Annotated in this window: 24 protein-coding genes and 1 pseudogene; 9 read left to right on the forward strand and 16 right to left on the reverse strand. The window is 38.1% G+C overall.

What is annotated here, in order from left to right:
- Positions 1-15 precede the first annotated feature (15 nt).
- From IW16_RS10775 to IW16_RS10790, 4 genes are all read left to right on the forward strand, one after another.
- Positions 16-351: a Sec-independent protein translocase subunit TatA/TatB gene (locus IW16_RS10775; protein ID WP_034743631.1), complete on the forward strand. Its 336-nt coding sequence runs from the start codon at positions 16-18 to the stop codon at positions 349-351.
- A 3-nt stretch (positions 352-354) separates the two neighbouring features.
- A complete protein-coding gene (locus IW16_RS10780) occupies positions 355-921 on the forward strand; it encodes a phosphatase PAP2 family protein (protein ID WP_034743635.1) in 567 nt (188 codons plus the stop codon).
- Positions 918-1,730: a tetratricopeptide repeat protein gene (locus IW16_RS10785; protein WP_034743638.1), complete on the forward strand. Its 813-nt coding sequence runs from the start codon at positions 918-920 to the stop codon at positions 1,728-1,730. Before IW16_RS10780 ends, IW16_RS10785 begins: the two co-directional genes overlap by 4 nt.
- Before the next feature lie 158 nt (positions 1,731-1,888).
- Positions 1,889-2,344, forward strand: coding sequence for a tRNA (cytidine(34)-2'-O)-methyltransferase (locus tag IW16_RS10790; RefSeq protein ID WP_034743641.1), 456 nt, complete (start codon positions 1,889-1,891; stop codon positions 2,342-2,344).
- A 35-nt stretch (positions 2,345-2,379) separates the two neighbouring features.
- On the opposite strand, the gene IW16_RS10795 is transcribed toward IW16_RS10790, so the two are convergent.
- Both IW16_RS10795 and IW16_RS10800 read right to left on the reverse strand, forming a co-directional pair.
- On the reverse strand, positions 2,380-2,853 hold the full coding sequence (locus IW16_RS10795) for a 23S rRNA (pseudouridine(1915)-N(3))-methyltransferase RlmH (protein WP_034743644.1): 474 nt from the start codon (positions 2,851-2,853) through the stop codon (positions 2,380-2,382).
- A gap of 128 nt (positions 2,854-2,981) precedes the next feature.
- Positions 2,982-3,965, reverse strand: a complete 984-nt coding sequence (locus tag IW16_RS10800) for a GlxA family transcriptional regulator (protein WP_051890095.1) — start codon at positions 3,963-3,965, stop codon at positions 2,982-2,984.
- A gap of 117 nt (positions 3,966-4,082) precedes the next feature.
- Here IW16_RS10800 and IW16_RS10805 point away from each other — a divergent pair, with 117 nt between their 5' ends.
- Positions 4,083-4,532, forward strand: coding sequence for a DUF1569 domain-containing protein (locus tag IW16_RS10805; RefSeq protein ID WP_034743650.1), 450 nt, complete (start codon positions 4,083-4,085; stop codon positions 4,530-4,532).
- A gap of 251 nt (positions 4,533-4,783) precedes the next feature.
- The gene (locus IW16_RS10810; protein ID WP_034743653.1) at positions 4,784-5,797 is read left to right on the forward strand and encodes a YihY/virulence factor BrkB family protein; all 1,014 of its coding nucleotides are present in this window, start codon (positions 4,784-4,786) and stop codon (positions 5,795-5,797) included.
- On the opposite strand, the gene nhaA is transcribed toward IW16_RS10810, so the two are convergent.
- The 14 genes and pseudogenes from nhaA to IW16_RS10880 all read right to left on the reverse strand — a co-directional run bounded on the left by nhaA (position 5,794) and on the right by IW16_RS10880 (position 22,138).
- Positions 5,794-6,972 (reverse strand): Na+/H+ antiporter NhaA, encoded by a 1,179-nt coding sequence (nhaA, locus tag IW16_RS10815; protein ID WP_034743656.1) that lies wholly within the window; start codon positions 6,970-6,972, stop codon positions 5,794-5,796. The genes IW16_RS10810 and nhaA overlap by 4 nt on opposite strands.
- A 2-nt stretch (positions 6,973-6,974) precedes the next feature.
- Positions 6,975-9,185, reverse strand: a complete 2,211-nt coding sequence (locus tag IW16_RS10820) for a RelA/SpoT family protein (RefSeq protein ID WP_034743659.1) — start codon at positions 9,183-9,185, stop codon at positions 6,975-6,977.
- 111 nt (positions 9,186-9,296) lie between these two features.
- Positions 9,297-9,662: a hypothetical protein gene (locus IW16_RS10825; RefSeq protein ID WP_034743662.1), complete on the reverse strand. Its 366-nt coding sequence runs from the start codon at positions 9,660-9,662 to the stop codon at positions 9,297-9,299.
- Between the two features lie 171 nt (positions 9,663-9,833).
- The gene (locus tag IW16_RS10830) at positions 9,834-10,058 is read right to left on the reverse strand and encodes a hypothetical protein (RefSeq protein WP_034743665.1); all 225 of its coding nucleotides are present in this window, start codon (positions 10,056-10,058) and stop codon (positions 9,834-9,836) included.
- A gap of 18 nt (positions 10,059-10,076) precedes the next feature.
- On the reverse strand, positions 10,077-10,760 hold the full coding sequence (locus IW16_RS10835) for a hypothetical protein (RefSeq protein ID WP_034743668.1): 684 nt from the start codon (positions 10,758-10,760) through the stop codon (positions 10,077-10,079).
- 140 nt (positions 10,761-10,900) lie between these two features.
- Positions 10,901-12,811, reverse strand: a pseudogene (acs, locus tag IW16_RS10840) (acetate--CoA ligase); the annotation flags it as partial.
- 57 nt (positions 12,812-12,868) lie between these two features.
- Positions 12,869-14,755, reverse strand: coding sequence for an AMP-binding protein (locus IW16_RS10845; RefSeq protein ID WP_034743673.1), 1,887 nt, complete (start codon positions 14,753-14,755; stop codon positions 12,869-12,871).
- A gap of 23 nt (positions 14,756-14,778) precedes the next feature.
- A complete protein-coding gene (locus tag IW16_RS10850) occupies positions 14,779-15,147 on the reverse strand; it encodes a response regulator transcription factor (RefSeq protein ID WP_034743676.1) in 369 nt (122 codons plus the stop codon).
- A 39-nt stretch (positions 15,148-15,186) separates the two neighbouring features.
- Positions 15,187-17,865 carry an ATP-binding protein gene (locus IW16_RS10855; RefSeq protein WP_034743679.1) on the reverse strand — a complete coding sequence of 893 codons (2,679 nt, stop codon included), beginning with the start codon at positions 17,863-17,865 and terminating at the stop codon, positions 15,187-15,189.
- Positions 17,858-18,052: a hypothetical protein gene (locus tag IW16_RS10860; protein WP_034743682.1), complete on the reverse strand. Its 195-nt coding sequence runs from the start codon at positions 18,050-18,052 to the stop codon at positions 17,858-17,860. Before IW16_RS10860 ends, IW16_RS10855 begins: the two co-directional genes overlap by 8 nt.
- 70 nt (positions 18,053-18,122) lie before the next feature.
- Positions 18,123-18,350, reverse strand: coding sequence for a DUF6814 family protein (locus IW16_RS10865; RefSeq protein WP_034743685.1), 228 nt, complete (start codon positions 18,348-18,350; stop codon positions 18,123-18,125).
- Positions 18,351-18,394: 44 nt separating this feature from the next.
- On the reverse strand, positions 18,395-19,975 hold the full coding sequence (locus IW16_RS10870) for an MFS transporter (RefSeq protein WP_051890098.1): 1,581 nt from the start codon (positions 19,973-19,975) through the stop codon (positions 18,395-18,397).
- A gap of 50 nt (positions 19,976-20,025) precedes the next feature.
- Positions 20,026-21,405 carry a hypothetical protein gene (locus IW16_RS10875; protein WP_034743688.1) on the reverse strand — a complete coding sequence of 460 codons (1,380 nt, stop codon included), beginning with the start codon at positions 21,403-21,405 and terminating at the stop codon, positions 20,026-20,028.
- A 316-nt stretch (positions 21,406-21,721) separates the two neighbouring features.
- Positions 21,722-22,138 (reverse strand): transposase-like zinc-binding domain-containing protein, encoded by a 417-nt coding sequence (locus IW16_RS10880; RefSeq protein ID WP_034743691.1) that lies wholly within the window; start codon positions 22,136-22,138, stop codon positions 21,722-21,724.
- A gap of 160 nt (positions 22,139-22,298) precedes the next feature.
- Here IW16_RS10880 and IW16_RS10885 point away from each other — a divergent pair, with 160 nt between their 5' ends.
- From IW16_RS10885 to argC, 3 genes are all read left to right on the forward strand, one after another.
- Positions 22,299-22,904 carry a GNAT family N-acetyltransferase gene (locus tag IW16_RS10885; protein WP_051890100.1) on the forward strand — a complete coding sequence of 202 codons (606 nt, stop codon included), beginning with the start codon at positions 22,299-22,301 and terminating at the stop codon, positions 22,902-22,904.
- Positions 22,873-24,066 carry an argininosuccinate synthase gene (locus IW16_RS10890; protein ID WP_034743694.1) on the forward strand — a complete coding sequence of 398 codons (1,194 nt, stop codon included), beginning with the start codon at positions 22,873-22,875 and terminating at the stop codon, positions 24,064-24,066. Before IW16_RS10885 ends, IW16_RS10890 begins: the two co-directional genes overlap by 32 nt.
- A 62-nt stretch (positions 24,067-24,128) precedes the next feature.
- A complete protein-coding gene (gene argC, locus IW16_RS10895) occupies positions 24,129-25,091 on the forward strand; it encodes an N-acetyl-gamma-glutamyl-phosphate reductase (RefSeq protein WP_034743697.1) in 963 nt (320 codons plus the stop codon).
- Positions 25,092-25,109: the final 18 nt, after the last annotated feature.

Genomic DNA, 25,109 nt, shown 5'->3' on the forward strand with positions numbered 1-25,109 from the left:
TCGTAATTTTACCACATGGAATTAAGCATTGGAGAAATGGCATTGATCGCGGTGGCGATTGTTGTATTATTCGGTCCGGATAAACTTCCTCAGATAGCGCGTGACTTAGGGGCAGGCGTTAGAAAAATGCGTGGTGCCGTGGAAGACATTAAAACTGAGATCATGAAGGAAACCGATAATCCGGTTTCTGAGATCAAGCGCGAGATTGAGAAGGTAAAAGATGCAGCAAAAGATTTCAATCCTATGAAGGATATTGAAAAAGATATAGTCACTGAACCTTCGGCGACTAATGAACCTCCAAAAATCAAGCCCGCAGACGATGAAACGTACGAAGGGCCTGTAAGCAGATAATTCATGGAGGAGATCATTCAGGAAGATAAAAAGGTTTTTCTATACCTTAATAATTTGGGCGATACTTCTTTCGACCAGTTTTGGATGCTCATTTCCAGTACATGGATCTGGGTACCGCTTTACATTATATTTCTATACTTTTTATATAAAAATTTTAAACTAAAATCTTTAGTTTTTATCCTCATTTTCATTGGGCTGGGAGTTACCGTTTCAGACCAGCTGGCTGGGGTTTTCAAATATGGAGTGGCCAGGCTGAGGCCTTGTCATGATCCCAGTTTGGAACATTATATGAGAATTGTGAAATGCGGTGGACAGTATGGGTTTTATTCTGCTCATGCGTCCAATACTTTCTTTTTGGCCGCTTATTTAAGTATTTTATTAAAAAAGAAGCTCAATTGGTTTCCATATGCTATATTTGTATGGGCTATAGTAGTTTCTTATAGCCGAATATATTTAGGAGTGCATTTCCCGATAGATATTTTGGTGGGGGCGTTTGTTGGATCTTTATTGGGAGTGATATTTGGAGTACTCGCCAAAAAAGTCATCAACAAACAAACTATAACTTCATGAAAAAATCTTTATTACTTACAGCATTTGTATGCTCCTCATTCAGTCTCTCTGCACAGGATAAAAAAATCGCCGAAGAATGCTTTAAGAAGGCAGACTACAAATGTGCGGAAGAGCAATATACCAAACTTGTAGAAAAAGAACAGATCCAGAAGTATCAGTCTGAATATTACAATATTCTTGGAACTGCCCAAAGAAGATTAGGGAAAACGGCTCTTGCTTTGAAATCTTATGAATCTGCTTTGAAATCCAACCCTTTGTCTGCTCCGGTATATGCCAACTTAGCATCGTTGAACAGTCAGAAAGGGAATAAAACAAAAGCTCTGGAATACATTTCCAGCGGACTTTCACTAGACGCAGAAAATCCTGAATTCTATCTTACCCGTTCCAAGATTTATGACGGCCAGGGAAAGAAAGATCTTGCTCTGAATGATCTCAAACAGATCCTTACTTTTGCTCCGGATAATATTTATGCTAAAACCGGACTGGCTAATCTGAAAAAAAATAACGGTGATTTGGAGGGAGCGTTAAAAGATTACAATCAGCTGATTGCCGAAAAGCCGGAATCACTTCTTTACAATGGAAGGGCAGATGTCTATTTCAAAATGAAAAAGTCAAAAGAAGCCCTCACAGATGCTAATAAAGCGATTTCCGTTGACCCAAAATTTGCCCATTCTTACGTTACCAAAGCTTTAATTTTATTTGACACGTCAAAGCCTAAAGAAGCTTGTGAAAATTTGGATAAAGCAGTGAGTTTAGGCTATGAAAAAGCTATTTTAGCAGATTATTATGCGAAGTGCGTGAAAAAATAAATTCTGCTACAGATATACCATTACGGCTCGGCATGAAATGCCGAGCCGTAATGGTATCAAAAAAGTAATCATACTATTTTCTGGCTAAAAGTGGATGGCACCAAGTGAAAACGGTTATGATTAGTTTTAATTATTTTGAAATCAATAAAGATATATAGATGTTGAATATCGTTCTTGTAGAGCCCGAAATACCTAATAATACAGGTAATATCGGACGACTATGTGTGGGTACAGAAAGTAGGTTGCACTTAATTCATCCTTTTGGATTTGTGATCAATGATAAAAACCTGAAACGTTCCGGTTTGGATTATTGGGTACATCTTGATGTCTCTGAATATGCCAATGTTGAAGAATGGATAAAAACTATTCCGGATCCTTCGCGTGTTTTTTTGATGAGCTCACATGCTGAAAAGTCCTATTTGGAAAATGAATTCAAGGATGGTGACTGGCTTGTTTTTGGAAAAGAAAGTGTGGGATTGAGCCAGGAGGTTCTGGGACATTTTGAAAATCACTTAACAATTCCTATGTCAAAACTGATCCGAAGCTTTAATATTGCCAATTCTGTCGCATTTGTCATTGGAGAAGCAAAGAGGCAGATCGGCTTAAAAGATTAGGATAAAAAGATAGCACATAAAAGATGCATATTACTTTAATCGTTATGATAGGGTTTTCCCTGTAAAATCTGATCAGCCCGGTAAAGCTGTTCTACAATAAACAGACGGATCATCTGATGCGTAAATGTCATTTTAGATAATGACATTTTTTCGTTTGATCTGCTGTATATTTCCTCTGAAAAACCATAAGCACCTCCGATCAGGATATGGACCTTTTTGACCGATGAATTCATCCAGGTATCAATTTTCTGGGCAAATTCCCGGCTGGTAAACTGCCTGCCTTTTTCATCAAGGATAATAACGAGATCATTTTTGTCAATATAATTCTGAAACAGCTTAGCCTCTTCCTTCTTCAAAAGATCCGGGGAGAGGTTTTTAGCATTTTTTACATCGGGAATTTCAGTGATCTCAAAGTTCCAGTGTTTGGGAAGTCTGGTAAGATAATAACTGATCAGAGAAGTGATCTCTCTGTCATCTGTTTTACCGATACAAAGTAAGCTGATTCGCATGTATAAAGGGTTTCAAAAGGCAAAGATACCATTTTTTAGTCCGAATAAATAGGGGATCGAACTTAAAAGCTTCTGAATGTATTTTGAGAATCGTCACTAAGTGATTCAGTCCTTGAAGTGTTTTTCAGTCATATTTCATGACCTTTAAACTTATTTCTATAGTCTGCAGGAGTTAATCCCGTGATTCTTTTAAAGACAGTTCTGAAGGTTTTTAAATCATTATAACCCATACTGTAGGTAACATCTGCAATATTTTTTTCTCCGGTTTCAAATGCTTTTTTAGCTGCTTCTACTTTTACACGTTGTATGTATTCTATGGGGTTCAGGTGGGTGGCATTTTTAAACCTGCGTATAAAATTTCGTCTGCTCATATTAACCTCGTCTGCAATTTGCTCGACCCTGATATCCGTTTTGAATTTTGTTTCAATATAGCGCTGTGCTTTATGGATTTCATCGTCATCGTGAAGCCGCTGCCCTGAAAAAACAGTAAAAACTCTCTGAGAGGTCCGTCCGTAATCCAATGCATAAAATTTACTCAACTCAATGGAGATTTCTTTGCCTGTGTTCTGCTCTATAAAGTAAAGCATTGCATTTAATGAAGAAAATCCACCGCCACCTGTGATGATTGCATTGGATTGGGTCACCACATGATCAGGTTTGAAATCGATCTTCGGATATCTTTTTTGAAGATCTTCGATGGCACCCCAATGCGAAGTGGCAGGTATATGATGCAGTAAACCGGATTCTGCCAGAAAATAAGCTCCTGTACAAAGACTGATCAATTGTACTTTTTCTAAGTACCTTTCCTTAATCCAATGGATCAGGACATTATTTTGTTTAAGAAGTATATCTATATGTTCCGGATCTGTATTCATAGGTGGAATTATAACGACATCAGTTTTAAACTTTTCAGAGATCGTTTTGTGGCAGATGAATTGTAAAGGAAGATTGGATTGTACTGTTTTGTGTTGGACACCGATCAGTTCTATGTTGAACGGAATAGGAAGTCCTTTCTTCAGGGCAGATTCATTGGTACTCATCAGAAGAGATACTGTATTGGATACCGCAGTGGAAAGTACACCATCATACACTATGATTGAAATATGCTTCATTGTTATGGGTATATAATTATAAAGTTATAAAAATTTGGCACAAAACACACTGTTGAATGTCATTTTTACGGATTGAGACTTTGATGAAACCCTGTTACTTTTACAAAAAGATATATTATGAAAACAATATTTGATCATGAGGTGAGAGAAGAGCTGATCTCCAGAATCAATTCTCTTGGCCAAAGTAATACTGCCCAATGGGGAAAGATGAATCTTTTCCAAATGATGAGACACTGTACGGTATGGAATGACTGGGTCCTGGGGAACAGTAGATACATCTATAAACAGGAATTTATGGGATGGCTTTTTGGGAAAATGGCATTGAAAGACATGGTGAAAAAAGATAAACCGATCGGTAAGAATGTACCGGCAGGAAGCTTTGCTATAAAAGAAACACAGGGTGATACCGAACATGAGAAACAGAGGTGGCTGAACCAAATCTCTGCATATAAAAATTTTTCGAATCCGGATTTTATTCATAATTTTTTTGGAAAGATGAATAGGGAAGAGATCGGGATTTTTGTGTATAAACATATGGATCATCATCTGCGGCAGTTCAATGCTTAAAATTTTCAATACTCTTTCCATTGAACAGATGAAAACCTTTCGGGACTTCCATTATTTTTCAAATAACATATCCCTTCCCTGAATGACAGGAACATGGACATTCTATACAATTGATGCACATTGATAAATTTCAGTTGTATAGTAAGGATAGGGAAAATGTTTATATTTGTACAAAGACTTTTTAAAAACAGCAGATGTTTCTCCCGGTAAAGAGGTAGCTCAGTTGTTTTTTAGTGAAATACACCAAATAGATGAGTATAAAAGTTCCTAGATTTATCTTGAAAATTCAAGAGTTTTTTGACGGTATACATATTCCCGTTTTGGGGATATCCCTCTGGCAGATGTTTCAGATCTATATTTCCGGAATTTTTAAAGGTAATATCGGGCGAAAAGCAGCCGCCATTTCCTGGAGCTTTACCATAAGTCTGTTTCCTTTTCTTCTGTTTCTTCTTTCTGTTTTGCCTTATATGCCGCATTATGATAAGCTTCAGTTTTATATTTTTGAAGTCCTGATGCACAACGTTTTTCCATCCAATATGGAAAATGATGTAAGAGGGTATATTGAAACCAATATTATCCCTAATATGAAAGGGATCAGTAATCTGACCATTGTTTTGGCATTGATTTTTGCAACCAACGGAACCTTTTCACTCATTAATGGATTTAATGAAAATTCAGATGAAAAGCTTACTGACGTAAAAGAGTTTATTCTTTCCTTTTTTATAACAATAGGTTTTATAACGATTGTCTTTCTGTCTCTTTTCGGGGTGTATTACGTAGAGGTTGTTATGAAACTTTTTACGCCGGCTTATGATATCTCATGGCTGGTAAAAAACCTTTCCAAGATCATTGGATTTGTTTCCTTTCCACTTTTCTATTTCATTCTCCTTACCCTTTTCTACTGGCTGGGAACGGTTAAAATTGCAAGATTCCGACAAGCTGTACCGGGGGCTATTTTAACGACAGTCCTGTTTGTTCTTACTACTTTTATTTTTGCGATTTACGTGAAAGATATTGCAAGATACAACGTCCTTTACGGATCTATTGGAAGTATGATTCTGCTGATGGTATGGGTCAATGTCAATGTATATCTTCTCCTGTTCGGAAACGAGCTGAACATGGCGCTCAGAAAACTGAGGATTGAAAAGCTGCTGTCCGATGAAATTAAAAGAGAAGCTGTTCATTATCATTCACCGGTTAGAGAACCCAATCTCGAAAGCGATGAAGAGCACAGAAGAAAACATGAGCAGAAGAAAGAGGATTAATTTTCTACAGCATTCATATCTTTTTTGGAACTCATACTGAGTATTACAAATCCTAAAACTGCCGCTAAGAAAGAAGCAATCAGAATGGCAAACTTGGCCTCATCCTGAATAGGAATATCGTCTTTAAAGGATAGGAGAGCAATGAAAATTGACATCGTAAAACCTATTCCTGCCAATAATCCAACCCCGGCCATTTGCGTCCATGTACTGTTTTGGGGAAGCGAACTGAGCTTTAATTTAATTGCAATAAAGGAAAAAAGGTTGATCCCGATCAGTTTTCCTAATACCAGTCCGCAGATTATTCCCAAACCTAACGTACTTGTCACTCCCGCTACCATTTCGCTGGTGAAAGCAATATTCGTGTTCGTTAGAGCAAAAATAGGCATAATCAGAAAACTTACCGGAAAATGAAGAGTATGCTCCAGTTTTTCAAGAGGGGAAATATTTACATTCGATGCATTGGTAGGAATCGAAAAGGCAAGTAAAACTCCCGCTATGGTAGCATGAATTCCTGAGTGGTGAAGGAAATACCATAAAAACAATCCCGGAATAATATAAAAAACCAGGCGTGTGACCTTTAGAAAGTTAAGTAAAAACAATAGTGCTGCAGTTCCAAAAGACAACAACAGGTAAGCCCAGTGGATCTGTTCCGTGTAAAAAACAGCAATAACCAGAATCGCTCCAAGGTCATCTACAATGGCAAGTGCTGCCAGAAATATTTTGATTGAATTCGGAATCTTTTTTCCCAGCATGGAAATAATGGCGAGTGAAAACGCTATATCTGTAGCCATTGGAATTCCCCAGCCGCTGCCATATTCAGTTCCGGAATTGAAAAAGGTGTAGATCGCTGCGGGAACAAGCATTCCGCCAACCGCTGCAAATATGGGCAATGAAGCATTCTTAAAGGAAGACAGTTCGCCTTCCACCATTTCCCTTTTGATCTCAAGCCCGACCAGCAGGAAGAAAACAGCCATGAGGCCGTCATTGATCCAGATACTGACAGGGTAGGTAAGACCAAACAGATGAGTTCCCACTTCTTTGTCTAAAAAGTGCTGGAAACCTTCACCTGCAGAAGAATTGGCAATTAATAATGATACAAGCACACAGAAAATAAGTATAATTCCTGATGACTGATTGCTGCTGAAAAATTTTTTGAAATATAGAGTTAAATCCATGTTTATGATTGTAATCGTCTCACTCTTGAAACGCCGTCAATATTTTTAAGTTTTTTAAATGTCTCTTCCAGTTGGCCTTTATTCTTGACTTCAAGATTGATGTTGCCGGTAAAAACACCGTTGTTGGATTCTATGGACATACTTTTCATATCCATTCCCATGCTTCCGCTGATCACAGTTGTAATATCATTGATCATTCCCATTCTGTCAAGACCTTCAATTTCGATCTTAACTCTGTTTTTAAAGCTCTCTGCGTTTACCCATTTGGCAGGAATGACGCGGTAGTCGTATTGTGCTCTCAGGTTGATGGCATTTGGGCAGTTGTCGCTGTGAACTTTGATTCCATCAGAAATTGTAATAAATCCGAAAATTTTATCTCCCGGAATTACCGTACAGCATTTGGCATAGCTGTAATTTAGTTTTTCTTCATCTTTCCCGAAGATGATCATGTCCAGATTCTGTTCCTTATGTTCTTCAAAATGAACATTTTTTGGTGGTGATTTTCGGAATCTGGATAGTAAATTATTGAATACGTTTTTACTTTCAATGTATTTTCTCAGGCTGCTCACGTCCAGTTCATTGCTTTGGAATTTTAGGAAGAGTTCCTGAGAAGTTTTTAAATTAAAGAATTTTTGAAGTTTATTGATCTCTTCGTCATTAAAGTTGATCTTAGCATGACGCAGTTTTCTCTGCAGAATTTCTTTGCCTTCTTCTACCAGTTGGTTTTTTTGAGAATTCAGGTAGCTTTTAATCTTGGATTTGGCTTTTGATGTTACCACAAATTCCAGCCAGTCAGATTTTGGCTTCTGATTCTGCGATGACAAGATATCGATCTGGTCACCATTCTGAAGAACATAAGAAATAGGAACCAGCTTTCCGTTGATCTTTGCTCCAAGACATTTCATTCCAAGGTCGGAGTGAACGGCAAATGCAAAGTCCAAAGCGGTAGCGTTCGTTGGAAGGATTTTAATTTCCCCTTTAGGAGTAAATACAAATACCTCTTTGGAGTATAGATTGAGTTTAATATTATCGAGAAGTTCAGAGGTAGAAAGGTTTTGTTGCTGTTCCAGAACTTCACGGATTTCAGTAACCCATTTTTCAAAATTCCTGTCATCCGAACTCTGTTTGTAACCCTCTTTATATTTATAGTGTGCTGCGACCCCTTTTTCGGCAATCTCATTCATCCTTTCAGAACGGATTTGTACTTCAATCCATTTTCTGTCAGGTCCAAGAACGGTTAAGTGAAGACTTTCATAACCTGTAGAACGGGGCTGTGTAATCCAGTCTCTCATTCTCGAAGGATTACTGTGGTAAACGTCAGTAACAATAGAGTAGATCTTCCAGGCCAGGAATTTTTCATTTTTCGCATCAGATTTATAAATGATCCTGATCGCATAATTATCAAAAACTTCCTCAAAAGAAACTCCCTGTTTTAGCATTTTTCTATAAATAGAAGAAATAGCTTTTGCCCGGCCTTTGATGGTGAAGTTTAAACCTTCTTCTTTTAACCTTTCGGAAACTTCTGTTTTAAATTCCTCGATATATCTTTCACGGTTTTCTTTAGCAGATTCCAATTTCTCCGTGATCTCGCTATAAACTTCCGGATTATTATATTTTAATGAAAGATCCTCCAGTTCAGATTTGATATTATACAATCCCAGACGGTGAGCCATGGGAGCATAAATATAAACGGTTTCTGAAGCGATTTTCTTCTGTTTGTCGGGAGCCATACTCTCCAAAGTCCGCATATTGTGAAGACGGTCGGCAATTTTGATCAGAATAACCCTGAAATCTTCCGACAGGGTTAGTAACAGTTTTCTGTAGTTTTCAGACTGTACAGAAATATTCTGATGATTCATGATGGAGATCTTTGTGAGCCCGTTCACAATATTGGCGATCTTTTCTCCAAAGATCTTTTTCAGATCTTCATAGGTATAATCAGAATCCTCTATTACGTCGTGCAACAGAGCGCAGGCAATAGAAGTTGCCCCAAGGCCGATTTCAGTAGCTACAATCTTGGCTACGGCAATGGGGTGGTAGATATAAGGTTCTCCGGATTTCCTTCTTTGATCCTTATGGGCATCCAATGCAATATCGAATGCCTTCCGGATGAGCTTGTTATTTTCCTCGTCCAGAGTCCTGTATGTGTTCGAAATCAGATCCTTATATCGGGCAAGGATCTCTTTGTTTTCCTGTTCTAAATCGTAACTCATTTGTGCTAATGCCTATATTTAAACGAAAATACGAAATTTTTTAAACTTTTCAAACATAAAAAATCCGCAGAACGCTCTGCGGATTTCCGGTTATTAGATTTTATGTTTTTGTCAGAATTTCACTTCTGAATCCATACCGCTGCTTGATGCCTTTATTTTCACATCAGGGCTGTTATGGATTTCGGCTCTGTTTCTGGCATCGATAAATCTTTTGATATTATCATAATTAGCCTCTCCAATACCCATATTCTCGAATAAATAGGTTTTCAGTACTGAATTTTGGCTAAAAATACTTCTGGCGCCATCAGTTTGGTTATTATCTTTTACCGCTACGCTCGCCAGGTACTGAGAGGTTTCAGAGCCGTTATTAAGATATACTATGTAATCTGAATTTTCAAATCCTGAATTTTCCAGATCAGCTTCAAGCTTTTTGTAATCGCTGTGATGTGCAAATAATCCAGCTAATATATTTGACATAAGCAATGGTTTTAAATTATACTTAAAGATAATAAATATTTTCAAATATCGTTAATAAAAGTTTAACAAATTTTACATTTTAATGATTTGTCTATAATTAAATGTTAAAATGTATGAGAATATCTATTAAACTGTTGTTTGAAATTAGTAAGAATATAAATGAGTATAATACTAATCATTCATGTATTCAATCTCTGTCCATCCAAACTGATACAGGTAAATCAGAATCTGGTCATAAAAATTGATAGTCCGTAATCCTCCGTTTTTGCCATAATTAAAGATTTCTTTGTTTTGATCCGAATCGTAATTGATATCCAGCAGATAATCGCCCATACTTTTGATAGGAGTGTTTTCTGAATTATCAATATGAGTAAAGTCCATGTCATTCAGGAGCATTTGAATCTGTTCTTCATCTTATTTTGATATTTTCTTAAAATAGGTTTTATCAGCATCGAGATCATTAATCCATGTATCATCCAGGTACATTTTTTTATCTTTAAAATCTAATGTCATGACAAATTTCCCTTCGAATTCTATTCTGACGTTGTTGATTTTATGTTTGATGGGAGCTTTTATGTATTCTGTAGCAACATTGTTTTTAATAGTTAACACATCAGTATCACAAAAATTTACAGGATCATAATTTTTTGATGAATCATATTTTGGTTTTAGAACATGAATGAATTTTCCATCCGGAGAAAGCTTTATGGCAATAGGAACTTGATGTAAATCTTTGTATGGATTGAATATTTTGTATTGGCCTGATTTTTGGCTCAGAACGATTGCAATATTTCCCATCTCATCACATAAATTGAGGGGAAAAACATCAAGAATAGTCTGTCTTCCCTTGTAGTCTTTTTTGGGTTTGATATTGACAACATAATCATCCTGACCGTCATTATTCAGATCAGAAATATAAAACGGACGTAAATTTTCCTTTTTTATTTTTGCTATGAAGGCTGTATGGTTCGGAAAAGACATTGTTGGAGGTAAGCTGTCGTTTACGATAAAGTTTTCATAGCAGGGATGGGGGTCAAAAATCTTTAAAATTTTTCTTTCGGCTTTATCTTCCTTGTTACAGGAAAAAATAAGTGTCATAGTGGCTATTAACAGCAGGTACCTCATGGTAGCCAAAAATAATATTTTTAATCTATTGTTTTGTTTTTATTTTAACTCAAAAAAACAATCTGTACGAAATAAAAAAAACGGACCGAAGCCCGTTTCTATTGAATGATATTTTAAATTCTTTCGTTTTTGATTTCCTCAACAATTTCAGGATTCAATAATGTAGAAATATCTCCGAAATTGCTGAAATCTCCTTCTGCAATTTTTCTTAAAATCCTACGCATAATTTTACCGGAACGTGTTTTTGGAAGACCGGAAACAAACTGTATTTTATCAAGTTTCGCAATTGGGCCAATCTGATCTGCAATAAGCTGGTTGATCTCTTTTTTCAGGTTTTCTTTATCACGGCCTTCTCCGCTTTCTTTTAAGATCACAAAACCGTATAAAGCATTTCCTTTGATATCATGAGGATACCCAACGATAGCAGATTCAGCAACTGCAGGGTGCTCATTGATGCTGTCTTCTATCGGCGCAGTTCCCAGATTGTGTCCGGAAACAATGATCACATCGTCTACACGTCCTGTAATTCTATAATATCCTACTTCATCTCTTAAAGCTCCGTCACCCGTGAAGTATTTCCCTGGAAAAGCACTGAAATAAGTTTCTTTATATCTTTGATGGTCGCCCCAGATCGTTCTTGCGATTCCCGGCCATGGAAAACGGATACAGAGATTTCCTGTTACCTGGTTTCCTGTGATTTCATTACGCTTATCATCCATCAGGACAGGCTGGATTCCCGGTAACGGAAGGGTCGCATAAGTAGGTTTGGTTGGGGTAACAAAAGGAAGGGGAGAGATCATGATTCCTCCGGTTTCTGTCTGCCACCAGGTATCAACCACCGGACATTTTTTCTTTCCTACATGATCATTAAACCAGTGCCATGCTTCTTCGTTGATGGGTTCACCTACCGAGCCAATCACTTTCAATGTACTTAAATCGTGCTTGTCTACCCACTCCGAACTTTCTTTAGCTAACGAGCGGATTGCAGTAGGAGCAGTATAAAATTGTGTGACTTTATGTTTTTCGATCACTTCCCAGAAGCGGTCCGGTTCAGGATAGGTAGGCACACCCTCGAAAATTACCGTAGTTGCTCCGTTAAGAAGCGGTCCGTATAAAATGTAAGAGTGTCCCGTGATCCATCCGATATCCGCTGTACACCAGTAAATATCATTTTCTTTGTAATTAAATACATTTTTAAAAGTATAAGCGGTATACACCATATAACCCGCAGACGTGTGCAGCATTCCTTTTGGTTTTCCCGTAGAACCTGAAGTATAGAGGATGAAAAGCGGATCTTCAGCATCCATAATCACAGTCACGAAATCAGCAGAAGCTTTTTCATAGAGATCAGCCAGCCAGTGATCTCTGCCTTCTTTCATTTTTACCTCGTTGTTGGTTCTTTTAACCACCAGAACAGATTCCACACTTGGTGTTTTTTCCAGCGCTTCGTCTACTATGCTTTTAAGGTCCAACACTTTATTTCCTCTGTAGCTGCCATCAGAAGTGATGATCATTTTGGCATTACAGTCGTTGACTCTTGATGCTACAGCTGAAGCAGAGAATCCTGCAAAGATCACAGAGTGTACAGCACCTAATTTGGCACAGGCAAGCATCGTAATGGCCAGTTCCGGGATCATCGGAAGGTAGATACAGACCCTGTCTCCCTTTTCAATTCCCATTTCCCGTAAAACATTGGCTGTTTTATTGACGCGGGTGTACAATTCGTTATAGGAAATATGTTGCGCCTGCTCTTTTGGGTCGTTGGGTTCCCAAATGATTGCGGTCTTTTCTCCCCTTACTGCAAGATGTCTGTCGATGCAGTTTTTAGTGATATTTAATTTAGCATTTTTAAACCATGTGATTTTGGCTTCGTTCATATCATACTTAACCACCTTGCTCCATCTCTGGTACCACACAAAATTTTGATCAGCTATCTTGTCCCAGAATTTTTTGGGATTTTTAATAGACTTTTTGTACTCTTCAAAATAATGTGGCAGATCTTCAATTAAGTAATTTCTCATATCCCTTCGTTTTTTGAAATTTGAATTTTATTAATATTAAATATATGTTTAATTTGTGGCTTAAGCCCTATAGTCATTGATTTTTTCCTGAATTTCTTCAATGATTTTTTCGTCATATATCGTGGATGGAATCTGAAAATCTTTCCCATCCAACAGGGTTCTTATCAGCTTTCTTAAAGTCTTACCGGAACGTGTTTTTGGTAATCGTTTGACAACCATTGCGTTTTTTAAAAAAGCTACCGCACCGATTTTTTCCCTGACCATTCTGATAATGTCTTTTTCAACTTCTTGTTCAGTAATGGCTGAGCCGTTTTTCAAAACAACGGCAGCAAATGGAATCTGCCCTTTGAGTTCGTCATCGATTCCCACTACAGCGCATTCTGCCACATCGGGATGGGAAGAAACAATCTCCTCCATTTCTGAAGTGGAAAGTCTGTGTCCTGCCACATTGATGACGTCATCCACTCTTCCTGTAATAAAAATATAACCGTCCTCATCCTGAATGGCACCATCTCCAGAGAAATAGTAGCCTTTGTATTGAGACAGGTAGCTGCTGTGAAAGCGTTCGTTGTCATTCCAGATGCCTAAAAGTGCTCCGGGAGGAAGGGGGAGTTTGATGATTAGGTAACCTTCCTGATGAGCATCAAGTTCATATCCATTTTCATCAAAGATCTTAATGTCATATCCGGGGATAGGTTTTCCGGCAGAAGCTCTTTTTATTTTATAATTAGAATCAGAAGTCATCAAACCCAGCATTGGCCATCCCGATTCAGTCTGCCACCAATGATCGATAGCTGGAACTCCGATGTGTTCTTCAAACCAGTCTAACGTTGCGACATCACATCTTTCGCCCGCCAGAAACTGTTTTTTGAAATGAGACAGATCGTATTTTTTGACCAGTTCACCGTTGGGGTCTTCTTTTTTGATTGCTCGTATGGCAGTGGGAGCGGTAAACATTGTGGAAACCTTATATTCCGAGATGATTCTCCAGAAGGTTCCTGCATCGGGTGTCATGATCGGTTTTCCCTCAAAAATGATGGTTGTATTCCGGTTGATAAGAGGTCCGTAAACGCTGAAACTGTGGCCTACCGCCCAGCCGAAGTCAGAGGCAGCCCAGTAGGTTTCTCCCTGTTCAATACCGTAAATATATTTCATCGAGAATTTCAGTGCTGTTGCGTATCCGCCCGTATCACGCACAATTCCTTTTGGTTTTCCGGTTGTTCCTGAGGTGTAGAGCAGGTACAAAGGGTGTGTGGATTTCACAGAAACGCAATCGGCAGGTTCAGAACTCTGAACTAATTCTTCATAATCAATCAGTCCTTCGAACATTTCGTTCCGGTTGTCAACCAGTTTTCTATTATAAACAATGATATGATCGACTTTGTCCTGTGCCAGTTCAATGGCTTTTTCTACAAGTGGTAAATAAGGAATTCTTCTGGCAATCTCTATACCTGCCGTAGCCGTGATCAAAGCCTTGGGTTTACAGTCATCAATTCTTACGACGAGTTCGTGGGGTGCAAAACCTCCAAAAACTACATTGTGAATCACCCCTATTCGTGCACAGGCCAGCATGGCAAAAAGTGTCTGCGGAATCATGGGCATATAAATAACGGCTGTATCACCCTTTTTTAAGCCTAGTGAAACAAGCCCTCCGGCAAATTTTGAGATCTCTTCTTTGGCTTGATCAAAAGTATAAGTTCTCTTCTGATTTGTAACAGGAGAATCATAAATAATAGCGGTCTGATCTCCGAAACCGTCTTCAATATGTTTGTCAATACACAGATAACACATATTGAGCTGCCCATCAGAAAACCACTGCGGATATTCGTTTTTATCATGAGAGATAATCTGCTGAGGAAACGTAAACCACTGAATTTCTTTGGCTTGTTTCTCCCAGAAATTTTCTTTGTCTTCTATGCTTTGTTTAAATAATATATCAGTATCCATAGTAAGCTTTGTGTTATTGAATTTTAGTCTGTCCCAAACATTTCCTCAATCTGCTGCATCAGTTTTTTAATGGAATAAGGTTTCGTGACATAAGCATCAGCGCCCATTTCCAGGCCTTTTTCAATATCTTTGGGATTGTTTTTTGCGCTCAGAAAAATGACTTTTGTGTCTTTTAGTTTTTCCTGTTCTTTAATGATTTCCAAAGTGCTGTATCCGTCCAGGTTCGGCATCATAATGTCCAGAAGAATCACATCGGGAGTCATGGTTTTGAGAAAATCCAAAACTTCTTTTCCGTCTCTTGCGATATAAACGTCATAGCCGTTTTTCTTAAAGCTGTATTCCAGCGACATTAATATTTTATGTTCGTCATCGGCAATAATGATCTTTCTCATAGATGGTTATTGGTTTTGTTCAACTTCATTTTTATCTTTTTAGTCTTTTAGAAAGGTATAAGGAATGTTTATCGTAAATGTTACACCCAAACCGCTGTTTTCAGCTTTTATATTTCCGTGGTGTGCCTGAACGATTTTCTTTGAAATAGCAAGTCCGAGACCGCTTCCGGTAGGTTTTAAAATATTCTGATTTTTTGACTGGTAAAATTTATCAAAAATCATCTCCAGATCCTCTTCGGGGATATGTCTTCCGGTATTGAAGATGCTGATGATCAGATGATTTTCTTTTTCAGACAGTTTGGTTTGTATAGTTCCCTGTTCATCAGTAAATTTTAAGGCGTTTCCCAGGATATTCTGAAAAAGCTGGATCATTCTTGCTTCGTCATGCTCAAATACAGTTCGATCCAGAAGGTTAACTTCACTTAAATGAATGTTTTTCTGCTGTATCAGGTGGAGTAGAGGGTTTAACGCTTTTTTATAAGTTTCAAGAATATTGTTCTGCTGAATGTTTAAAGCGATTTCTCCATGTTCCAGTTTGTCCAGGTAAAGGATATCATTGATGATTTCACTTAACCTGTCGGATTCTGTGATGATATTGTTTAAAAACTCCTGTTTAATATCTGATGGAATATCATCATCGTCTGCCAGAATTTCCCCTGCAGAACGGATCGCAGTGATAGGGGTTCTCAGCTCATGGGCTACAGAATCCAGAAAGTCATCTTTCTGACGGTCTTTGACAATTAAGTTTTCATTAGCGGTTCTCAGGTCATCAGAAAGTTTTTGCAATTCCTCAGACTGTTCCGTCAGTTTCTTGTTAAGGGTAATATTTTCTTTGGACTCTTCTAATATATTTAAAACTTCTTTTAATGATATTTTATCTTCTTTGGTGACGCCTTCGATCAGGATTTTTGCCGATGCGGTTCCGATTCTTCCTGCTAACAAATTTTCAGAGAATTTGATAAAGCGTGAATCAGCTGTTTCAGTTTTGGAATCGATGTTATATTTTAGATTAAAAATCCTTAATGCCTGTTCTGTTTTATTTTTGCCTAAAAACCTTTCCAGAATATTCTTGATATCTGAAACATAGGCGGTTCCACGCCAGATAAAAGCATTTTCATGATTCTGAATATGTTTATCGATGTCTACATATAATTCTGCAAAATTTCTTTCGCGGTAATTTCCTTTAACGCTCACAGAAATGCTCGTAAACAATGCGGTATTAACGAAAATAGACCAGAAAAAAATCTCCGGAATTCTGCTTAAAAAAGAAATATTGAAAAATCCAAAAACATCATATATCTCCCGGATAATCCCTTTGAATTCCTGATTGTAGGAAAAATAATACTGAGGGATAATCAAACCGAAGTAGCAAATGGCCAATCCTGCAAGAAGCCCTGCTACGGCACCTTTGTAACTTCCTCTTCTCCAGAATATAGCTCCGAAAAAAGAGGGGGCAAGCTGAGCGATGACTACAAACGAAATCAGTCCTACTGAATCCAGAGATGTTTTTAAAATAAAATATTTATAAAAACCGAAAGCCATGATAATCAGGGCAAATATGCTGAATTTTCTGATGTTCGTAATGTTTCTGGTGTTCTGAATTTCATTATCCGATTTGAATTTCCCCAATAAACCATAGGGAATGATGAGGTTGTTGGAAAGCATGATAGACAGCGTAATGGCTGAAATAATGATCATCGATATACAGGAACTCAATCCACCCAGAAATACAAAAACGGTAATTAAAGTATTGTCAAAATGTTGTGGAATCAGAATAGAGTAGAACTCGGGATTTACCTTTTGTCCGTCAAAAATAAGTCTTCCACCCCATGCAATAGGAAAGATAAAGATGGTAAAGATCAATAAATAAAGCGGGAAAAACCAGATCGCTGTTTTGATATGCTTTTCCTGCCTGTTTTCTATGATTGCTGTGTGAAATTGCCTTGGAAGAATACAGATCGCTGTAGCGGAAATCATGCATAAGACCATCCAGTTCATGGCGCCTTCAATGCCATTAAATGTATTTTTTTCTTTGAAATCTTTAAACCTGCTGGCCTTCTCATAAATATCTGAAAAACCGTCGAATACAAAGTAGATAACAAATATGCCCAGAATAATAATAAAGAAAAGCTTTAAAAAGCTTTCCAAAGCGATGGCTGAAATAATACCTAAACGCTTTTCTGAAGCGTCCACATACCTGGTTCCGTAATACGAAGAGAACAGAGCGATCAGAACAACCACAAATGTGGCGTTATCTGTGAGTATATTGCTGGACATTGAAGTTTCTGTCACCAAATGGAAGGTTTCGGAAATCGCTTTGATCTGAAGTCCGATATAAGGAACAATTGCAAGAAGGCAGACAATCGTAATAATAGCACTGAAGCTTCTGCTGTTTCCGTATCTTAAAGAAATAAAATCTGCAAGACTGCTGATTTTGTTGATTCTTGAGATTCTTACGATCTTTGTATTGATGTAGATCCAGGCAGGAATAATCATGATCGGGCCAATGTAAATCGGTAAATAGTTCAGACCACTGGTTGCAGCAACGCCGATACTTCCGTAATAAGTCCATGCCGTACAGTATACAGCAAGTGACAGTGCGTAAATGTAAGGATTGTTGATCCAACGTTTACTCTTCTTCTTCTCTGCAAGATGGGCAACTAAGAACAAAAGGGCGAGATAAATCAGAACAACGACAAATAACGCAAAACTACTCATCATACTTTTTTACGATTACAAAAGAGATAATGATAGAGATCATCCAGACCGCGAACAGGTAGATAAGGATCATCGGGTAGCCGAAAATACTCTTCTCACTGTTAAAAAGCAATGAAATAGGAATACTGAAAGCCATCATCAGTCCGATGCTCAGGATAACCAGTTTTTGTTCGTGTCTTTTCTTCATACATGATGATTAATAAATGATAATTGATGAATGACCTGAAGTGTATTCATCAATTATCATTTGATATATTTTAGATCTTATCGTCTGAATATTCTCCTATCAGCGAATAGTATCCGAAAATAGCCATTCCGCCGGAGATGATGGGCATCAACACAAATAAGATGATGATCCCGAATACCAGATCTTCCTGTTTTCCTGAAGTGATCTTTGGAATTCCCAAAACCGTAGTTCCGAAATATCCCACCACCAGAGCAACTGCAATCCAGAGTATGCCTAATATTTTTTTTAGTCCGTTCATTTTAGTAGTTTTAAAATTAGTGAAAAAATTAAGTCATTCAGTGTTTAATCGTGAATATTATTGTTCTTATTTTTAAGATAAAATAATCCGATGACTAAACATACTGCCGCGACTCCAATCGGATACCAGAGTCCTTCAAGATACCAGGTAGGATGTCCTGCATCCTTCCCCTGGGTTACCAGATAGGTTGCCACTGCAGGAAGAAGTCCCCCGAATACCCCATTACCAATATGATAAGGTAAGGACATTGAGGTGTAACGGATTCTAACAGGGAACATTTCAACTAAAAATGCCGCAATAGGACCGTAAACCATTGTTACAAAGATCACCTGAATAAAAACCAAAAATACCAGATACCATCTTGTGTCATTGTTGAGTGTGATTGATTTTGTAACTTTTGGTTCTTCCGCTTTTCCATCTTTCATGACAGGACCGGCAGCAGACCAATGTACAATGCTGTCTTTTTTAATGAAAGTCCCATCTGTAAACGTTGTTTCTTTGTGAAATGTAATTAAACTGTCCGATGCAATACTTTTGTGAATGGTGGCACTTCGTGTCTCTTTGATCCCGTCATTTGCGATCGTTTTAGCTTCAATATTTACACTTTTATACATGCTGTCGTAAATAGGTCTGTAGGCTAGAATCGCAACCAGCATACCTGCCATCATAATTGCTTTACGTCCTATTTTATCTGAGAGCCAGCCGAAAAACACGAAGAAAGGTGTTCCCATCAATAGAGCAGTAGCCATTAAATAATCGACCTGCATTGAATCTATATTCATTACTTTCTGAAGAAAACTCATGGCGTAAAACTGTCCGGTATACCAGATAACACCCTGTCCCATGGCAGCGCCGAAAAGAGCAAGTAAAACAAATTTGAAATTAAATTTATTCCCGAAGCTTTCTTTTAAAGGATTCTTGGATGTTTTTCCTTCACTCTTAGCCTTTGCAAAAAGTGGAGATTCTTTCATGTTTTTTCTGATGAAATAAGAGACCCCCACCATTAAAATTGAAATCCAGAAAGGAACCCTCCATCCCCAGGAATCAAATTCTTCTGCAGAAAGAGTGTTTTTAGTAATTAAAATTACGATTAATGAGATGAAAAGTCCTGCAGTGGCTGTAGTCTGAATCCAGGAAGTCCAGTAGCCTCGTCTGTGAGGCTGTGCGTATTCTGCAACATACGTTGCGGCACCTCCGTATTCCCCTCCCAGTGCTAAGCCTTGTAGCAGTCTTAAAATAAGTACCAGAACCGGTGCCATGAATCCGATTGTTTCGTATCCGGGAATACATCCGATCAGGAAAGTAGAGAATCCCATAATCAGGAGGGTAACCAGAAAAGTGTATTTTCTTCCGATAATGTCGCCTAGTCTTCCAAAGAATAATGCTCCGAAGGGCCTTACCACAAATCCGGCTGCAAAAGTAGCCAGTGTAGATAAAAATGCGGCAGTGGGATTATCTGCAGGGAAAAATTTAGTGGCTAAAACGATCGCTAAACTTCCAAAAATATAAAAGTCATACCATTCTATCAGAGTGCCGAGTGATGAGGCGGTGATCACGCTCCAGATGGTGCGGTTCTTCTGCCGTTCGGTCATATTCTCGTAGTTTTCGTGGTGATTTTCGCTCATGTTGATTGGTTTTGATGTTAAAAAATTAGAATATTGAGTTCATCCGGAGTTTAAAGGTAGATTTGAAACTGTACAATGAATTCTCCTTTTGAAGAAGGGCTTTCCGTAGGGCTTGTGTAAACAGGTCTTGTGGAGTATTGAGTAGTGATCTTTGCGTGATGTCCATCTATGAACCAGTTAGCACCTACATCAAACTGTGAAGAAGATTTGTCAAATGCTTCGAAACTTTTATGGGTATATGCTGCAAAAGGCTGAATTCTTATTTTGGGTTTCTCGGCCTGATTGGGAAGAAGTAAGCCTGCCTGAGCATAGACTACATTTCCTGTTCCGATCATCGGCTGTAGATTTCCGGGACCTGCAATTGCTTTGTTTCCTGCGAAATTAGGATCGGAAGCTGCAATATTCATCGTTCCGAGATTTCTTATGTAATTGGGCCCGAAATTATAGTTGTAATATCCGGCATAGGCCGAAACAGCCATTTTATGTTTGGCATTGCCTAAGGGAATATCTGCAAAAGCATCCACTGCCACGAGAGTAATGTCGTGTTTTTCAATATTGGAATTGATGGAAGTTCTTGTGCCGTCAGCCTGGTGGTAAAAACCAGCACCTACATTGAAAACTTTTTTCGTTCCCAAATATGAACCTACCTTGAACGGGAGTGTATTGGATTCTTCATCAAGAAACTGGTATTCAACATATCCGGCTTTGGAAAAGCTTGGATTTCCGTTATTGTCTAAGGCTGAAGCTTTTGAGGGGTCTGTTACGTTGACGGGAACAAGGTCTGTTGCAAAAGGCTTATTTAAACTGAAGCGGTATTCCAGCTTTCCGTATTTTCCTTTGGCAAACATTCCAAGCTGTCTGGCAAACTGATCAGAGTTGTCTATGAGCGGCCACGAGAAAATAGGGGAGTCAACCGTAAGAAAGTTTAATGTCGACGCCATCGTCATACGGGAAAGTCCCATGTAATAATGGAGGCCTGCTCCTAAAGATAAACTGAATTTTCCCGCTTCTCCAGGTAAAATAACTGCGTATTCATTCCATGCATCATGAAAAAATAACTGCGGCTTCTTACCGTTTCCGTAACCTCCTGTTCCTGTGGTACCTGTAGCCCCACCGTTGATGAAAGTCTGGTTGTTGATTCCGAAATGGGCTAAGATCATATATCTTTTAGAGATCTGCGCATAGACTAAAGCGCGTAATCTTCTGTTTCCCAGGCTCCACGAGTTGTCGGTTGCTTCACCGGCAACCATGCTTCCCGGATTCATCTGGGTGTTTCTCAGCCAGAATTGGTCCCATAATATAAATCTGACGTACTTATCGCCTTCCGGATTGAGGTTTAATTTTAATCCGCTGCCGTAATCAGGAGAACCCTGTGAATATAAAGAACTGCTTATTAGGGTTAATCCAATAAATAAAAGTAATTTCCTCATAAATTATCAATTTTTGGCGTTGTTTTTTGTGAAAGCCAAATTGGAATTAATAATTTGTTTACGAAAATTTAATATATATTAGTGCTAAGTGTATAGTTTTGTTGTAACCAGTTGATTTTTAGTTGCAAGGCTTGGGTTCCAGAGTAGGTGGTTCTTAGCGTTTTTGAGTTTGAGAGTTGTTGGTTAAAATGCCATTGCTCGTTGTTTGTTACTACTCATTAAGTTAATAATTAATCAGGTCATCTCTTAAATCTAAAATCTTGACTCTTGACTCTTGGCTCTTGATTCTTGTTTCTTCAATCTAAAGTCTCCCACTTTACTTCTTGAATCTCTCCCATTTAATCAGCATGTATTTGTCGGCAAACTGAGTAATAATGATTCCTGAATTTTTTATATTCTCTTCCTGAGCGATATATTCGATCAATTCATTCTGTTTTAGTATTTTATATACAGGATGGAACCCGGAATGGGGAGGTCTTGTGATATTGTATTTCTTAATCCATGAGCTGATGGTCACATGGGAAACACCGATAATTCTTTCTATTTCCCGGAAGCTTAAGCCTTCAAGATAAAGTTGCAGAGCTTTGGTTACATAATAATCATCGATCTGCTTTCCCATTTTCTTTACAGTAAAGTAATAGTTGCAATCCTTGCAAAGGAAGCGTTGTTTTTCATTGATGATCCCGCTTTTTACAATAGTGCTTCCATTGCATTTCGGACACTTATTTTCCATAACTATAGCTTTTTAGCAAATATATAATAATTTAGCAAAATTATATTTATTGATAAAGATAAAATTACCTGTGTATTTCGTTTAAACAAAAATAATATCTTTTTAATTTGGTTTTTAAAGTTATTATGTTTTAAATTTGCAGGAAAATTCAGATAAATAAATGGAAATAGAAATTTCCTCATGCGAACATCTAATGTATGTGAGTGAAATACAGCAGGAAATGTATGATTCTGCACAGCGCAGAGGAACGGGGATCGCAAAACGTTCCATCGAATACTTGACGAAAAAGATTTCAGATGGCAACGCTGTAGTTGCTACTGAAAATGGCGAATGGGTGGGGTTCTGTTATATTGAGACCTGGTCACATGGTCAGTTTGTAGCGAACTCAGGACTTATTGTATCTCCTAATTACAGGAACAGGGGAGTCGCTACTTTGATCAAGAATAAGGTTTTCCGCTTATCCAGAGAAAAATATCCCAATGCAAAGGTGTTTGGATTAACCACAGGACTGGCTGTCATGAAGATCAATAGTGATCTTGGCTATAAGCCGGTGATTTACTCTGAGCTTACACAGGATGAGGAATTTTGGAGCGGTTGTAAGAACTGTGTGAATTATGAAATTTTAATGAAAAAGGAACGTAAAAACTGTCTGTGTACAGCTATGCTTTTCGTTCCTGAAAATAATAATAAAGTGAACGGGACTGAAATTCAGCAGTCCGAAATTGATTATTGCAATGGAGAAAAAGAAAGTCGTCTTAGCGTTTAGCGGAGGTTTGGATACCTCTTACTGTGCTAAATATCTTAGTGAAACACTGGGGTATGAAGTGTATGCAGTTACTGTAAATACCGGAGGTTTTTCTAAAGAAGAAGAAAAAGAACTGGAGAAAAAAGCCTTCAATCTTGGGGTAAAAGAATACAGGTGCGTTGATGCTCAGGAGGATTATTATAATTCTTGTGTAAAGTATTTGATCTTCGGAAATGTGCTGAAAAATAATACCTATCCGCTGTCTGTAAGTGCTGAACGTACAGTTCAGGCGCAGGAAATTGCAAAATATGCCCTTGAAAAGGGTGCTGATGCTATTGCTCACGGAAGTACGGGGGCTGGTAATGATCAGGTTCGTTTTGATTTGATTTTTCAGGTGATGTGTCCTGAAGTAGAAATCATCACACCGATACGTGATATGAGTTTATCCCGTGAAGAGGAAATTGAATTCCTGAAGGGTCACGGTTACGAAATGGAATTTCATAAAGCACAGTATTCTGTGAATAAAGGTCTCTGGGGAACTTCAGTAGGAGGAAAAGAAACTTTGACCTCAAGAAATTATCTTCCTGAAGAAGCTTTTCCATCACAAATTAAAGAAACTCAGCCTTCAGAACTTGAAATTGAGTTTAAAAATGGAGAAGTGACAGGGGTGAACGGAGAAAGTTTTGAACATTCTGTTTATGCGATTCAAAAAATCGAAGAACTGGCTTCTGTTTACGGAATCGGACGTGATATTCATGTGGGAGACACAATCGTAGGAATCAAAGGAAGAGTTGGGTTTGAAGCAGCAGCAGCAGCAGTGATCATAAAAGCACACCATTTGTTGGAGAAACATACCCTTTCAAAATATCAGCAAATGATGAAATCGCAGCTTTCCGACTGGTATGGAAACTGGCTTCATGAAGCACTTTTCCTCGATCCGGTGATGAGAAATATTGAATCGTTTTTAACCGATTCTCAGGAAACAGTAAGTGGGAAAGTGTTTATAACCCTTCATCCTTACAGATTTGTTTTAAATGGAATTGAATCAGATCATGATCTGATGTCCGATAAATTCGGAAGTTACGGTGAAGCCAACAGGGCCTGGACAGGAGAAGATGTAAAAGGATATACAAAAATTGTAAGCAATTCTTTAAATATATACCACCAGATCAATTCAAAATAAAAAGTTCCTGGAGAACGATTTAACACTTGGCAGGATATCATTCTGTCAGTCAAACAAAGCATATGAAAAAAGTAGGAATTGTAGGCGCTAACGGCTACACAGGAAGTGAATTGATCCGTGTGCTGGCTTTTCATCCCAATGTGACATTGAGTTTTTTATATAGCCGTTCCAATTCGGGGACAAAAATTTCAGATTTGTACCCGGATTTAACGGCGGTTTGCGAACAGGTTTTAACGGATAAACCGGAAGAGGTAGATATTCTCTTCCTGTGCCTTCCTCACAAAGAAAGTCAGAATTGGCTGAGTCAAAATCCTGTTACAGATGAAACCTTAGTCATTGATCTGGGTAATGACTTCAGATTGGATGGGAGTTTTCAGAACAGAAGTTTTATCTATGGACTTCCTGAAATCAATAAAAAAAATCTGGTAGGAGCAAAAAGTATAGCCAATCCCGGATGTTTTGCAACGGCGATTCAATTGGCACTTCTTCCACTGGCGGAAAAAGGACTGTTGAACGAGGTTTATACAACAGGAATTACGGGCTCAACAGGTGCTGGTCAGTCTTTACAGCCTACCACCCATTTCACCTGGAGAAATGATAATATTTCAGCCTATAAGACTCTTACGCATCAGCATGTGGATGAAATTTTACAACAGTTGGTTTCATTTAATCATAAAGATATAAGCTTGAATTTTGTTCCATGGAGAGGAGATTTTGCCAGAGGGATTTTTGCAAGTTCAACAGTGAAAACAGATTTAGTACTTTCAGATATCGTTCAGTTGTATCAGGATTTTTATGAAGGAGAGCCTTTTGTAAAGGTAAGCGAAGATGCAATTGACTTAAAACAGGTTGTCAATACCAATCGCTGTGTGATTCAGATAGAAAAGAGTGGAAATGCAGCAGTTATTCACTCAGCGATTGACAATTTGTTGAAAGGTGCCTCAGGACAGGCGGTGCAGAACATGAATATAGCCATGAGCTGGGAAGAAAACTTAGGGTTGAATTTAAAACCTGTAGCATTTTAAAAAATGATCAATAAAGTC

Source organism: Chryseobacterium vrystaatense, assembly GCF_000737765.1.
Classification (GTDB): domain Bacteria; phylum Bacteroidota; class Bacteroidia; order Flavobacteriales; family Weeksellaceae; genus Chryseobacterium; species Chryseobacterium vrystaatense.